Source organism: Halorussus halophilus, from assembly GCF_008831545.1.
Lineage (GTDB): Archaea > Halobacteriota > Halobacteria > Halobacteriales > Haladaptataceae > Halorussus > Halorussus halophilus.
Window position 1 is genome coordinate 217199 of the sequence record NZ_CP044523.1, and the last position, 13454, is coordinate 230652.

At 63.1% G+C, this 13454-nt stretch carries 13 protein-coding genes; 8 read left to right on the forward strand and 5 right to left on the reverse strand.

Features of this window, described 5'->3' with window-relative positions:
• Positions 1 to 149: 149 nt before the first annotated feature.
• Entirely contained in the window at positions 150 to 1295 is a 1146-nt protein-coding gene (locus F7R90_RS01030; RefSeq protein WP_158055432.1) for a thiolase family protein, read from the reverse strand.
• 734 nt (positions 1296 to 2029) lie between these two features.
• Between F7R90_RS01030 and F7R90_RS01035 the strand changes: the two genes are divergently transcribed.
• From F7R90_RS01035 to F7R90_RS01045, 3 genes are all read left to right on the forward strand, one after another.
• Complete coding sequence (locus F7R90_RS01035) at positions 2030 to 3820, forward strand: flippase activity-associated protein Agl23 (RefSeq protein WP_158055433.1); 1791 nt, start codon at positions 2030 to 2032, stop codon at positions 3818 to 3820.
• Between the two features lie 181 nt (positions 3821 to 4001).
• Positions 4002 to 5384, forward strand: coding sequence for an ATP-binding protein (locus F7R90_RS01040; protein ID WP_158055434.1), 1383 nt, complete (start codon positions 4002 to 4004; stop codon positions 5382 to 5384).
• A gap of 200 nt (positions 5385 to 5584) precedes the next feature.
• Positions 5585 to 6409: an MBL fold metallo-hydrolase gene (locus F7R90_RS01045; RefSeq protein ID WP_158055435.1), complete on the forward strand. Its 825-nt coding sequence runs from the start codon at positions 5585 to 5587 to the stop codon at positions 6407 to 6409.
• Between the two features lie 18 nt (positions 6410 to 6427).
• On the opposite strand, the gene F7R90_RS01050 is transcribed toward F7R90_RS01045, so the two are convergent.
• Together F7R90_RS01050 and F7R90_RS01055 are read right to left on the reverse strand one after the other, a co-directional pair.
• Positions 6428 to 6718, reverse strand: a complete 291-nt coding sequence (locus F7R90_RS01050; protein WP_158055436.1) for a hypothetical protein — start codon at positions 6716 to 6718, stop codon at positions 6428 to 6430.
• A 107-nt stretch (positions 6719 to 6825) separates the two neighbouring features.
• Positions 6826 to 8274 (reverse strand): arylsulfotransferase family protein, encoded by a 1449-nt coding sequence (locus F7R90_RS01055; RefSeq protein WP_158055437.1) that lies wholly within the window; start codon positions 8272 to 8274, stop codon positions 6826 to 6828.
• 120 nt (positions 8275 to 8394) lie between these two features.
• Between F7R90_RS01055 and F7R90_RS01060 the strand changes: the two genes are divergently transcribed.
• The 3 genes from F7R90_RS01060 to F7R90_RS01070 all read left to right on the forward strand — a co-directional run bounded on the left by F7R90_RS01060 (position 8395) and on the right by F7R90_RS01070 (position 10057).
• Entirely contained in the window at positions 8395 to 8868 is a 474-nt protein-coding gene (locus F7R90_RS01060; protein ID WP_192498372.1) for a DUF6653 family protein, read from the forward strand.
• A gap of 47 nt (positions 8869 to 8915) precedes the next feature.
• Entirely contained in the window at positions 8916 to 9653 is a 738-nt protein-coding gene (gene yqeC, locus F7R90_RS01065; protein WP_158055438.1) for a selenium cofactor biosynthesis protein YqeC, read from the forward strand.
• A gap of 77 nt (positions 9654 to 9730) precedes the next feature.
• On the forward strand, positions 9731 to 10057 hold the full coding sequence (locus F7R90_RS01070; RefSeq protein ID WP_192498373.1) for a putative quinol monooxygenase: 327 nt from the start codon (positions 9731 to 9733) through the stop codon (positions 10055 to 10057).
• A 2-nt stretch (positions 10058 to 10059) separates the two neighbouring features.
• Here the strand turns inward: F7R90_RS01070 and mobA are convergent, their stop codons facing one another.
• Entirely contained in the window at positions 10060 to 10665 is a 606-nt protein-coding gene (gene mobA, locus F7R90_RS01075; RefSeq protein WP_158055440.1) for a molybdenum cofactor guanylyltransferase, read from the reverse strand.
• Between the two features lie 86 nt (positions 10666 to 10751).
• On the opposite strand from mobA, the gene F7R90_RS01080 reads away from it, so the two are divergent.
• Positions 10752 to 12509, forward strand: a complete 1758-nt coding sequence (locus tag F7R90_RS01080; protein WP_158055441.1) for an aldehyde ferredoxin oxidoreductase family protein — start codon at positions 10752 to 10754, stop codon at positions 12507 to 12509.
• A 77-nt stretch (positions 12510 to 12586) separates the two neighbouring features.
• Here the strand turns inward: F7R90_RS01080 and F7R90_RS01085 are convergent, their stop codons facing one another.
• Positions 12587 to 13054, reverse strand: coding sequence for a hypothetical protein (locus F7R90_RS01085; protein WP_158055442.1), 468 nt, complete (start codon positions 13052 to 13054; stop codon positions 12587 to 12589).
• Positions 13055 to 13221: 167 nt separating this feature from the next.
• On the opposite strand from F7R90_RS01085, the gene F7R90_RS01090 reads away from it, so the two are divergent.
• Positions 13222 to 13440: a hypothetical protein gene (locus tag F7R90_RS01090; protein WP_158055443.1), complete on the forward strand. Its 219-nt coding sequence runs from the start codon at positions 13222 to 13224 to the stop codon at positions 13438 to 13440.
• Positions 13441 to 13454 lie beyond the last annotated feature (14 nt).

Sequence of the window (13454 nt, forward strand, 5' to 3'; positions counted from 1 at the left end):
TCCGAGCCTTCCTTCGCGTCCGCTCAGGAAGACACGTCGTCACCTTCTCTGTTGCGCCAAAGGCGCTCCTCCGAAGGTTCCTTGGCCCGCTCGCTTGGCGAGGCGCGCACGGCGCGCCTCACCTCGCTCGCGGTAGAAGTTCTCGACCCTTAGCGTTCGAACGTAATCGCCGCGCCCTGCCCGAAGCCAACACAGAGCGTCGCGAGACCCTTGTTCACGTCGCGGCGAATCATCTCGTGAATCAGCGTCACGGGCAGACGCGCGCCGGAGGCACCGAGCGGGTGACCGAAGGCGATTGCGCCGCCGTTGACGTTGAACTTGTCGTCGTCCACGCCGAGTTCGTTCTTCGAGTAGACCGTCTGACTGGCGAACGCCTCGTTCAGTTCCACGAGGTCGAAGTCCTCGATAGACTCGCCAGTGCGTTCAAGCAGGCCCTGCGTGGCCGGGACGGGGCCGATACCCATGACGCTCGGGTCCACGCCAGCGACGTTGTTGTCGCCGACGGTCGCCATGATTTCGAGGCCGTGGTCCTCGGCGAAGGCCTTGCTCGTGACGAGCGTGGCGGCCGCGCCGTCCGCGATTTGGCTGGAGTTACCTGCCGTGACGGAGCCGTCGCCGACGAAGACGGAGGGGAGTCCGGCCAGCGTCTCTGGGTCGGTGTCGGGTCGGATGCCTTCGTCTTCCTCCACGACGCCCTCCTCGGTCTCGATGGGGACGATTTGGCCGTCGAAGTAGCCCTTCTCGGTCGCCTCTGCGGCGCGCTGGTGACTCCGCGCGGCGTACTCGTCCTGTGCTTCGCGGGGCACGTCGTAGCGGTCGGCGACCTCCTCGGCGGTCATCCCCATCTGGAGCGCCGGGAGGTTGTACTCCTCGGACATCCGTGGGTGGATGGACCGGCCCTGATAGCCGCCGCCCATCGGCACGCGGGACATGTTCTCGACGCCACCCGCGATGATTACGTCGCGTTGGCCCGCTCGGATGGCGTCGCTCGCGCTGATGAGTGCCTGCATCGAGGACGCACACCAGCGATTGATGGACGCCGCCGGAACGCTCTCGCCGAGGTCCGACAGGAGCGCGATGATTCGCGCGACGTTGTTGTCCTGCTCGTCGCGCTGTTGGGCGACGCCCCACATGAGGTCGTCCACGTGTTCGCCGGTCAGTCCGGTCTCCTCTAAGATGGTGTCCACGAGCGGAATCGAGAGGTCCTCGCTCCGCACGTCGGCGAAGACGCCGTCCTGCTTGCCCTGCGGCGTTCGGATGGCTTTCGCGATGACTGGAGTGGTGTCGTCTGCCATGGTTCGGTTTCCGGGCCGGACGGTCTTAAATGGCGGTAGAACCGCTAGCACATCGTCAACTGTTTTTCTGATACTTGAGGGGTCTGGGCGGCGCGATAGCAGATGAACTATCCGGCGGGCTATTGCTGGTAAACCATACACAGGGTGGACTGAAAGGGGCCGCCGGGTCGCGTTTATCGTGGTCGGTTCGGCGACCTGCTCGTGAGCGAAGCGATCAAGGTCCTCGAAAATCGGAGATTTTCGGGATGTGGCGAATCTCCGATTCGCAACAGCTCGTCGGACGCGGTTTGTCCGACGGTGGCGACCGGCCGGGGGCTTTCGAAGAGAAAACCTCGGTTGTGCTGGCTGCTACGTAGCGACGACACGTTGAAGCTAGCTACTCCCGAAACCGAGGAGCGACCGCACAGCACCCGCCGAGCCACACCCTCCCCAGCCGACTGCGCGACTCGATTCTGGAAAACACGACCTCGTCGTGTTTTCCACGCTCGTTGCTCGTCCCTCGCGCGGAATTGACGTGACACGAGGTCACGCCAGCGCGCGCCGCGTTCGAAGGTGAAGCCAGTCCTCAGTACCAAACACGAAGCCAGTCCTAACCACCCACCGAGAGCGCAAACACACGACTCTCAACGCCGAGGTCCAGAAAGTATTAGTCCGAACCCGCGGCAATTGTGAGTAAGATGAGACCCTCCACGACCGCTCGACGACTGCATCTCGGGGAGACGACGATCTGATCGATGGCGTCGCAAACGGAAACCTCCATGTCTGGCGCGAGGATTCGTGAGACGGTCACCAGCTACGCGAGTCGCACCGCGATTGTCGTGGGTGCGATTACGGTCCTCGCTCTCGCCCTGCGGCTGTTCGCGCTCGGTGCGCGCGTCGCCCATCAGGACGAGGCGCGCGTCGCCTACTGGGCGTACCGACTCATGGAGACCGGCGTCAACTGGTACCGACCGTACACGCACGGGCCGTTTCTGACGACCGTGAACAGCTGGATATTCGAGTGGTTCGGAGCCACGGACTTCACGATGCGAGTCGTCGTCGCAGTCCTCAGCGGTCTGTTTCCGCTGACCGCGCTCCTGTTCCGTGAGCGACTGCGAGAGTCAGAGACCATCTTGATGGCGCTCTTCCTCGCGCTGAACCCGCTGTTGCTCTACTTCTCGCGGTTCTACCGCAACGACGTGCTACTCGCAGGGTTCATGCTCGCGGCGTTCGGCTTCTTCGTCCGGGCGTACGACACCCGACGACCGGCCTACCTCTTCGCCGGCACTGCCATCTTCGCGCTGGCGTTCACGACCAAGGAGAACGCGCTCGTCTATCCGGTCTGTTGGGCCGGTGCCGCCTTCCTGCTCTGGGACCGCCGGATGCTCTTCCAGCGAGCGGGCGAACGGGGCGTCTTCTCGGCAGTCTGGGACTCGGCCGCGGGAATCGCCCGCGGTCTCTTCGACTGGGCGCACTACTTCGCGCTCGCCGTCGTGGAGTTTTTCGCCATCATCGTCTTCTTCTACGCGCCGCGCGGTGACGCGAGTCAGGTGCCGAAACCGACGCTCGGCCAGACAATGAGCGACCCGACCCTGTTTCCCGCGCTCGTCGAAGAGGCGACGATAGGGTCGTGGCACCGATTCACCGGCGTCTGGGGCGGCGGCAATCAGGAATCGTACCTCGGGGCTGCGAAGGCGCTCTGGCCTGCGTTCCAAGAGGGCGCGATTTTCCTCTTCGCACTCGCGATTATCGGCTTCGTCGTGGACCGGTACACCGGCGACAGCCCCCGCGATGTGGTCGAATTCACGTTCCTCTGGGGCGCGTTCAGCATCCTCGGCTACCCCGTCATCGTGGACAATCCGTTCCCGTGGGAGCCGATTCACGCAATCGTGCCGCTGGTGGTTCCCGCCGCCGTCGGACTTGCACTGGTGGTGCGTTTAGGTCTCGACAGCATCGCCGACGGAGACGCGCTCTCGGCGACTGCGGCCGCGCTCGTGGTACTCGTCCTCGCGGCACAGGTCGGGGCTACGGCCGTGAACACGTCCTACATGAACCCCCAGGACCCGGACAACGAGTTCGTCCAGTACGCCCAGTCGTCCAGCGACATGAAGCCGTTGCTTAGTGAGATGCAGACGGTAATCGAGTCCAACCCGTCGAGTCGTATCGACGTGATGTACTACGGCAGGGGGCCGGACGATACAAGAGGTAGTGACGACCTGTATGCCCCGGATCCAAATTCGCATTTGGAGCCTCACGCTGGTGACGGCTGGTTCGCCCGCCTCCCGTTCGCGTGGTACCTCGAAACGTACGAGGCACAGGTCGATAGCGCCGAAGACCCCCAGATTCTGCGCGACACGAAACCACCGGTCGTCATCGCGTACGGGAACGTGAGCACCTGTGACAAGGAGTACGACAGCGCCAGCGACATCGACCAGTTCATGGACGGGTACGAGCGTCACGAAGTGCAGCGGTACAACTACGACAGTGGCTGTACGGTCAGCACGATGGTCATCTACATCAACGAAGACGCCACGTCGAGCGAGTAAGCTACGCGTGCCGACGCCCACGCCCACGCGCTGGGTACGCGACTAACGCGACTCTCTGAGCGTATGACTCGTCCGAAGTACGCGTGCAACGACCGAGTATCGTTTCGCGGTAGCAACGCAACGCCCCGTGGTATCGGTCCTTCGACGCGCTTAAGCCCTTCTGGAATCAAATCTCCTGAGAATGAGCGACGCGGCCATAGACGTCGTCGAGTTTTTGCTCACTGCGAGCCGCTACAACGACAACCGTGAGTTGGACGAAAACGACCTTCTCCCCAGGTATCGGCAGGTGTTCTGGCCCGACAGGACCGACCAGAGCGACAGCGACCGCCCCGGTAGAGACGAGATACCGGGCATCGAGCGCCCCGTCCGGCCGACCATCGAGAACGCCCGGCGAGCGACGGGCGTCGAGAACCCGTGGAGCGCGATTTCGGAGTTGATGTTCACCGACCGCGACGAGTTCTCGGGGTCGCTCGAACTCGCGCAACCGGACATGGCCGAAGAGTGGTTCTTGAGTCGCGCGGAGGACCGCATCATCCACAATCCGGTTCTGGCGGACGCCTTCGAAGAGGAAGTCGAGGGCGCGGACTACGAGGCTGCGCGGAACGCCAACCGCCCGATTCAGGCCGACCGCGCCTGGATAGACGGCCTGCTCGCGGAGTACTTCGCCGACGAGGAAGAAGAGGAGATGCTGGACCTCGTGGACATCCGCGCGCCCGAGGAGATAGAGACCACGCTGGACGACCTCGTCCTCACCCACGACCAAGAGGCCGAGATTCACAAAATCGTCAAGGCCATCGAACACCGCGAGTATCTGGCGCACATCGGGCTTCGGGAGATTGGAAAGCTCCTCTTTGTGGGGCCACCGGGTACCGGGAAGACTTCGACAGCACGTGCGCTGGCCTACGACCTCGACCTCCCGTTCGTGGAGGTCAAACTGTCGATGATTACTAGCCAGTATCTCGGCGAGACTGCCAAGAACGTCGAGAAGGTCTTCGAGGTAGCGAAGCGACTCTCGCCGTGCATCCTCTTCATGGACGAGTTCGACTTCGTGGCGAAGACCCGCGCCAGCGACGAACACGCCGCCATCAAGCGTGCAGTGAACACCCTGCTCAAATCCATCGACGACATCAGTCTGATTCAGGACGACGTGTTGCTCATCGGCGCGACCAACCACCCCGACCAACTCGACGCCGCGGCGTGGCGGCGCTTCGACGAAATCGTCAACTTCCCCAAGCCGGACGAGCAGATGCGAGCGGACATCCTCAAACTCGTGACTCGGCCGATGGAAATCGTGGACTTCGACCCCCAAGAACTGGCCCGAGAGACGGAGGGGCTGACCGGGAGCGACCTCCGGATGGTGCTTCGAGAGGCCGTGCTGGACGCACTCACCGAGGAACGGACGGAACTCACCCAGCAAGACTTCTTGGACGCCGTGAAGGACTTCGAGGAGCGCGACCACCTGAAGGACATGGACATGATAGAGGGCGACCACGACGCGCTCGTGGCGGGCGGGGATATTTCCGGTAGTGCGAGTGCTGACGGCGGGCACAGCCACGACCACTAATCGGTCGCGTTTTCGCGCAGAGTCCACTTCAGTACGTTTCTACGAAGCTGATTTTCGAACTCGGCGCGCGCTGGGTCGGCCTGTTGTTTGGGCCGAGCCAAATCCGCAAGAGACGAGGGCGCGAAGCGCGCCGTCGCCACCCGACGAGAAAAAAGGCGGTCCGGAAATCTTTCTACCCCACATCCCTACCATTCCGACAAATGGAGGTCACGCTACTGGGGACTGGCGACACCACTGGAACCCCGACGCCGGGGTGCGACTGCGACACCTGCGATGAAGCCAAAGCACGCGACATCGAGCGAACCCGATTCTCGGTTCACGTCCGCAACGAGCGCACCGACGAGTGTCTCCTCATCGACGCCAGCCCCGACTTCCGCCACCAGTTCCTCCACCGTGACGTAGCTCTGCCAGACGAAGCCATCATCACCCACATCCACTTCGACCACCTCGACGGATTGGGCAACGTCTATCGACTGCTGGACGACCTACCAGTTCACGCCGCAGACGAAGTAGACCCCTTGACCGACGAAAGCGTCGCCGACACGATTCGGAGCAAGTACGACTACCTCGACAGGGTGACTGTCCACGACCACGCGCCACACGAGACGTTTCGGGCCTGCGGTCTCGACGTGACCTTAGTGCCGGTCGAACATCCGCCGCTACTCTGCTACGGCGTCGTCGTTTCGGACCCCGACACCGGCGCGAAACTCGCGTTGACCGGCGACACCTGCTACGACATTTCCGACCGTTCGCGGGCCGCTCTGTCGGACGCAGACCTAATGCTCGCGGACGCAATCGTCCCGGCGTCGCTCTGCGAATATCACCCCCTCGGCGGCGACCACCACGGACCAGACGGCGTGGCCCGAACCTTCGGCACCAAGCACATGACTCGTGAGGGGGCGCTCGCGCTGGCCGACGAGTTGAACGCCGAGGAAGTTCGACTCGTTCACGTCGCGCACTTCTACCCCGTCGAAGAAGCGTTCGAAGAGCCGCTTGCCGTGGACGGCGAGCGGTACCGGTTGTGAGTCGGAGCTATCGGGTAGTCAGTCACGAAAGACGGGCCAGCAGTTCCAGAAGCCCCAACTCAGTACGACGACGCCGAGCAGGACTAACAACCCCGAAACGAACGGTCTGGTCATCGGTGTACAATCGATTACCCCACCTCTCGCCGTGACGAAGCACACCTCTCTGGCCACACCGAGCAGGAGCAGGACTACGCCAGCACCGACGAGACAGAGGCCACCGAGAAGTCGAGTCGCTAACGCTTGCTTGCGCTCCATAGCGGCCCAGCGTTCACGGACCGCCGACCGCTCCCACTCCGTCCCCCGCTCCATATGAACGTTATATGTTACCATACATCATACAACTTTCCGAAGTATCCTCTCGAACGCCTCTTCGAATTATGTTCGAGAAGCTACGACAGAGCCAGTGAGTTATCGACTCACTGCTTCTGACGAGTCAACCCCACTCCCATCGCGAACAGCGCGGCGAGGGCCGCGATTGCCGCCGAGACGCCGAAACCGGGAATCGTAGACGACGACCCGGTCGAACCACTACCGTCGCTACCCGTGCCGCTTCCGTCGTCGTTTCCGCTGTCGGTGTCGCCGTCCATCGCACCTTCGGAGGTACCCGCGGTCTGGGTCGGTTGTTGGCCGTCGGCCCAGCCGTCGATGCTCTGGAGTCGCTCGTTGCAGTCCCACATCGCGGACTTGTTATCGTGCTTGTCGGCGGTTGCGACTTCGTAGGTACCGGTCGCGTTGACGTCGCTCATCGTCGGTCCCTCGCTCTCGTCGGCGTTCGTGACTCGTGCGGCGTCGTAGACCAGCCACGGCGCGTAGAACTCCCAGACGATGTCACCTTCTGGCGTCACCTCGACCACGCGACTGTGCCGCGAGTCGGTGACGAGCGTGTTGCCGTTCTGGAGGCGGTCGGCGTCACGCGGCCACGCGAGGTCGCCCTCCAGTGTCCACGCGCGGTTCCAGCCCTGTCCGTTCGTCAGGTCCCCGTCGGGGTTCGTGTACTCGACGATGCGACCGTTGTCGCTGTCGGCGACGAGAATCGTCGGCGTGCTGTTCTCGCTCTCTAGATAGTCGGGGTTGTGCTGTTCGTTCAGGATGTCTTTCTGGCCGTCTTCGCCCACCTTCATGACGATGTCGCCCGACTCGCGGTCAACGACGATGGCTTGGTCGAAGTTGCGCGGCGAGAGGAGGTACTTGCCCTCACCGACTTTGTCAACGTCGTTGACGTGGGTCCAGTCGTCGGTGTAGTTCTCCTCCATGTTCTGGCGGTCGTAGTGGTCGTCGAAGTGCCACTGCCACTCGATGTCGTCCGTCTCGCGGTTGTAGACGAAGATTCTGTCGCCGTTCGTCTGGTTGCTCTCGTGGTAGTTGCGCATGTTGGCGACCAGCAGTTCGGTCCCGTTGTTGATGAGGTCGATGTCGTGGGTGTCGGCGAGGTCGAACGTCTCCACCCAGACGCGCTCCTGCGTGCGAGGGTTGAGTTCGTAGGCGATAGTCTTGTGGCCCTTCACCGTCGCGGTGACGAAGACGTTCCCGTTCTCCATCGGGTCCACGTCGTAGCCCCAGACGACGTCGTACTTCGCGGCACTCTGGTGGACCCACTTCACCTCGCCGTTCGGACCGACGCCGACGAGTTTCGCGGGCTTCTTGCCACCCCTGTTGCCCCACTTGTACCCCTGCACGCTGACGACTGTCATTCCGTCTGCGGGTTCGGAGATGTTACCCGCACAGAGTTTGTCCGGGACGCTCGTCGTGCTCATCGACCTCGTTTCGGCCTGTCCACTCGGGGCCGCCACCGCTGGCGTCACCACCGAGAGACAGCACAGCACCGCCGCGACGACGGCGAGGTGCTGTCGGGAGGAAATTTGCATGCTACTGCTATCGGCGGTCTGGCTTTTGAATCTTCACGTTCTACACACACCCTCCCGCAGGTGGCGCGCCTGTTGTCTGGCGACCCTAACCATATGTCTCCGTCGCACGTATCTCGCTCTATGTCTTCGCGCCTGAAACGACGCTTCGCCGACTCGGAGTTCTTCTGGGGTCGCCACGCGAATCCCGCTAGCGGATGGTCGCGGGTGCCGACCGGACCACTCCTGCTGTACGCGCTCTATCGGCGCAACTGGAAACTGCTCGCTGGCACGGTGCTGTTCGTCGCCGTCAATCCGATTCTGTTTCCCGCAGACGAGAGCGAGGAAGACGACGGACTCGAAGGCTGGATGACGAAGGGCGTTTGCGGTGAGCAACTGTGGTTGCAGGGTACGGACGCAGGTCGAGCGAACTGGCTGAACGTTCTCAACGTGCCCGTCTTCCTGTACGCGCTCTACTCGGCGTACCGCCAACACCCGCGGGCGACGTTCCTCGCCACTGCGGCGACGATGGCGCTGAAACTGCTGTTCGTGAACGAGATGGCGAAACTGTACGAGCGAGACCAGTCCCGGCAAATCGAAGCCCCGTTCGCGGACTGACCGACGAGTGGGACAAGACGAAGTAGCCGCCAGACCAATTTCCGACCGTGAATCTTTCCGACGCCCTCGAAGCCCGCGGCCTCGTCTGCGTCGTCGGCGCAGGTGGGAAGAAGACGACGCTGTACGCACTGGCCGACAGACTCGACCGAGCTATCGTCACCGCGACCGTTCGCATCCCCATTTTCGACGAGCAGGTCACCAGCGTCGAAGTGACCGAGAAACCACGCTCGTACATCCAAACCGCTTCGTCGTGGCCACTCGGCCTCGTCCCCGAACAGGAGCGCGAGGACCGCTACCGCGGCTACGACCCCCAGACAGTCGCCGAACTCGCAGACGCCCACGACGGCCCCACGCTCGTGAAAGCCGACGGTGCGCGCACTCGTTGGCTGAAGGCCCCGAACGAGCGCGAACCCCAACTTCCAGCGACTGTCGATACCGTTCTTCCCATCGCCAGCGCGAAGGTGGTCGGCAAACCGCTCACCGAGGAGTTCGTCCACCGACCGGAGCGCGTGGCGGCACTCACGGACTGCGAAGTCGGCCACGAACTCGACTGTGAGGCCGTCGCCACCGTCCTCGCCAGCGACGAGGGCGGCCTGAAAGGAGTGCCCGAAGGAGCGACGGCAGTCCCCGTCGTGAACATGGTAGACGACGATGGTTTAGCGACCACCGCCAAAAAAATCGCACGTCGCGTTCTCGCCCAGACCGCGGACCGCGAGTTCGACGTGCCCCGAGTCGTTCTGACACAGATGGTTGCGGACGATCCGGTCGTCGCCGTCGTGAAGTGAGTTGGGATTCCTGTCGAACAGTCGAGTGAACTGTCGTTCGCCAAAGAGCTTTTCCCGGTCACTTCGACGTGTCGGTCGTGATAGTCGTCCAGACGAGCATTCCAATCGACCCGGACCGGCGCGCCGAAGCACTCGACGAAATTGCGGAGTTAGCGGAGCAATCACGAGCAGAAGACGGCACACTCGACTATCGAGCGACGACCGACATCGAGAACCCGAACGTCGTCCGGTTCTTCGAGCAGTACGAAGACGTGGCGGCACTGGAAGCACACGTCGAGACCGAACACTATGAGGAGTGGACCGAGCAACTCCCGAAATTCGTAGACGGGCGGATGAAGACTACTCAATTCCGCTCCGACGGCGACCCCAAAACCGTCGAATTCGGCGTCGAGGATTTGGACTGAACTTACTCGAACTGTGCCGCCGCGGCCTCGAACTCTTCGCGCGTGTTGACGTTCTCGAAGCTCTGGGCGTCGAAATTCTCTAGGTCTTCCTCGCCGACGACGGCGTAGTCGAGTTCGAACAGCGGTTCGATAATCTTGCCCTCGCCACGTTCCAGCGCGTCGTCGCAGGCGTCGGCCATCGGTTCGGCGCGATAGACGGCATGGGTCGTCTCGAACCACTCGCCGGGACGGGGAACTGCCGCCCCTCTCCCTGCCGCACGCTCGAACAGGTACTCGACCAGTTCCGAATCCAGAAACGGCATGTCGCAGGCGACGACGACGGCGTACTCGGCCTCCACTGCGCGGAGTCCCGTCCGAATCCCGGCCATCGGCCCTTCGTCGGGTTCGGGGTCGATGGCGAATCGGACCGGGCGCTCGTAGTCCGCCAGCGCGTCGGCGATTGCCTCGCGCTGGTCGGCACGGCAGTTGACGACGAGTTCGTTCACGACGCCCGCGAGTCGGTCGGCGACTCGGCGAATCATTGGCGTGCCTGCGAGGTTCGCGACGGCCTTGTCCGATTCGCCGAATCGCGTCGAGCGACCGCCTGCGAGGACGACTCCGGCAACCATACTTCGACTACGTCTTCCCGAACGAAAAGCCGTCGTCTTGCCTGCGCCCGAAGCGTTTCCCGACTCGCCGCCGTAGCACGAATCGAATGCAGTACACGCCACCGGACCGACTGCTCCGCGTGGACCTGACGACCCGGTCGGTCGAGAGCGAACCAGTTCCAGAATCGTGGCGGCGGCGCTACCTCGGCGGGAAGGGTCTCGGCGCGCGCTACCTCTACGACGAACTCGCGCCCGGCATCGACCCCCTCAGGTCCGAGAACGTCCTCCTGTTCGCGCTCGGCCCGCTCTCCGGACTGACGCCCGGCGAGCAACGTTACGCGGCGGTCACGAAGTCGCCGCTGACAGGGGCGTTCCTCGACTCCTACGCGGGCGGAGCGTTCCCCGGCGCGCTCGCTGGCGCGCTGGGCGACCACCTCGTGCTCTTGGTCGAGGGAAAAGCGAGCGCACCAGTTGCCCTGCACGTCCAAGACGGCGATGCCGAAATTCGCCCGGCAGACGACTGCTGGGGAAGAGACGCAATCGAAGTCGAACAACACTACGACCAACCAGTCGCCTGCATCGGTCCCGCAGGCGAGCGTGAAGTTCGCTACGCGACTATCGCCTCGGACGGCGGCGAGCATCAGGCAGGCCGCGGCGGCGCAGGGGCCGTGATGGGGTCGAAGAATCTGAAGGCGGTCGTCGCCCACGGCGAGTCGCCGGACGGGCTCGCCGACCTCCGTGAGTCCTACGAGCGAACGTTCGCCGACACCGATACCGGCCGCTGGCAGGGCGCGAGTGAGACGGTCGAGACCGTCGAGTTCGCAGACGAGGTCGGAGTTCTCCCCACGGAAGGCTGGCAGTCGGGGTCGTTCGACGGCGCGAACGAGGTCGGAATCGAAGCGGTTCGCGCGGCGGCAGTCGCCCGCGAACGCGACGACGAGGCGATTCCCGGCGGCTTTCGAGTCGAGAGCGAGTCCGAAACGTCGGTCCCCAGAGGTGCCACCGCTATCTCGCTCGGGTCGGGACTCGGCATCGAGGACTTCGACGCCGTGGCCGCGCTCGGCGCGGCCTGCGACCGTCTCGGCCTCGACGTAATCAGCGCCGGAAACGCCGTCGCGTGGGCGATTCGAGCCAGCGAGGAGGGCCGAATTTCGCGCGACCTCGACTTCGGCGACGAGTCGGAGACCCACAAATTGCTCGGCGAAACCGCACGACGAGAGACCGAACTTGGCGACGCGCTCGCAGACGGAGTGGACGCGGCCGCCGAGCAGTACGGCGGTAGCGAGTTGGTGCCCACGGTGAAGGCGATGGAACTGCCGACCTACGACCCGCGAGGCGCGCCGACGATGGCGCTGGCCTACGCAACCAGCGACAGAGGAGCGTGTCACCGGCGCGCCCGGCCGGTCGTGGAGGAAGTGTTCGCCACCGAGTCGTGGAGCGACGAGCGACGGGCGGCGGCCGTCGCGGCCGAGCAGGACCTGCGTTCGCTGCTCTGGTGTCTCGTCGCGGACGACTTCGTTGGCGAAGTGTTCGAAGACTTCGGCGCAGAGTGGCTCTCGGCGGTTGGCTTAGAGTACTCGCCTGAAGAACTGCGGGAAGTCGGCGAGCGCGTCTGGACGCTGACGCGCCTGTTCAACGTCCGCGAGGGCTTCGACAGGTCGGACGACGAACTGCCGGAGAAACTTACGGAGCCACTGGAAGGGGGCCCAAAGGAGGGGGAAGCACTCGATTCGTCCGAATTCGAGGAGTCGTTGGATTCGTACTACGAACTTCGAGGGTGGAACGAGCAAGGGCGGCCGACGCGGACGTTGCGAGAGCGATTGGGGCTTCCGGCGGTGGGGGTTCTGGGGCCTTCTTCTTCTTGAGAGGTTCTGTTGAAATCCGCAGACCGTGCCAAGAATAGCGCGCTGAATACGGGTGTCTCGGTGCGTGACAGCCTTCGTCAACTCGTCGTTGTCCCCGACAGCGGTTCTACTTTCGACCGTGCGACGCCGGCACCCACGAGCAGGAGGCCGCCAACCGCGAGAAGGAATGGCTCGGCACCGAGGACGACCATGACAGTGTACTCTTCGGAACCCGGCGGCCGAAGCGAATGCTCTCGATAGAGCGAGTGTGGTGACTGGAATTGTGCGAGTACCGCTCGGAACACGTAGAAAAGAACGATACCACCCATCGCGACCGGAATACTTGCCAAGCGCTTCCACTTCCGTGCGGCAACCGTGCCACCGATGCCGACGCCCCCGAGCAGTACGAGCAATACTTCTTCGTGATTGAGTGCTCCGTCCCAACCGGTCACGATAGTCCCCTCGTACCCCGGCGCAACGTGTACTAATCCCTGCTGTATTCCGACTACGATGGCTCCGAAGCCAACGACAGCCATCACTGCCGGAACGAGTCGGTTATTTTTCATTGATATACCTCAATCACTGAATGTTATAAAATTGTGCCTCTCCCAGCGGTGTCGGCGTAGCGTTCCCGTCCAGAATACACTGTCCGTACTGTATCCACCGCAGATTCTCGATTCGGGAACCCCGTATCACCAACGGAGATTTATCGGCACACTGAGTACCCGCCAGTATGCCAACTCAACGGCGATGCCCCGACTGCGGCGTCGAGATGGACGCGACCAAACTCCAGACGCAAGCGTACCAAGACGAGGTCAAACTCGTCACCGACGAGTCCAAGGGTGGACTCCGCGGTACACTCGGGGCGAAAGAGAAACTGACCCCTATTCCGTACGTCTGCCCGGAGTGCCAGCGCGTGCTGTTCTACGCCGAGGACGAGGAGAGCGACTGATTGGGAGGCCAGAC

Coding starts and splice junctions, on each gene's coding strand:
- F7R90_RS01030 (WP_158055432.1), bottom strand. CDS start 1,295: ATGGCAGACGACACCACTCCAGTCATCGCGAAAGCCATCCGAACGCCG.
- F7R90_RS01035 (WP_158055433.1), top strand. CDS start 2,030: ATGGCGTCGCAAACGGAAACCTCCATGTCTGGCGCGAGGATTCGTGAG.
- F7R90_RS01040 (WP_158055434.1), top strand. CDS start 4,002: ATGAGCGACGCGGCCATAGACGTCGTCGAGTTTTTGCTCACTGCGAGC.
- F7R90_RS01045 (WP_158055435.1), top strand. CDS start 5,585: ATGGAGGTCACGCTACTGGGGACTGGCGACACCACTGGAACCCCGACG.
- F7R90_RS01050 (WP_158055436.1), bottom strand. CDS start 6,718: ATGGAGCGGGGGACGGAGTGGGAGCGGTCGGCGGTCCGTGAACGCTGG.
- F7R90_RS01055 (WP_158055437.1), bottom strand. CDS start 8,274: ATGCAAATTTCCTCCCGACAGCACCTCGCCGTCGTCGCGGCGGTGCTG.
- F7R90_RS01060 (WP_192498372.1), top strand. CDS start 8,395: ATGTCTTCGCGCCTGAAACGACGCTTCGCCGACTCGGAGTTCTTCTGG.
- mobA (WP_158055440.1), bottom strand. CDS start 10,665: ATGGTTGCCGGAGTCGTCCTCGCAGGCGGTCGCTCGACGCGATTCGGC.
- F7R90_RS01080 (WP_158055441.1), top strand. CDS start 10,752: ATGCAGTACACGCCACCGGACCGACTGCTCCGCGTGGACCTGACGACC.
- F7R90_RS01085 (WP_158055442.1), bottom strand. CDS start 13,054: ATGAAAAATAACCGACTCGTTCCGGCAGTGATGGCTGTCGTTGGCTTC.
- F7R90_RS01090 (WP_158055443.1), top strand. CDS start 13,222: ATGCCAACTCAACGGCGATGCCCCGACTGCGGCGTCGAGATGGACGCG.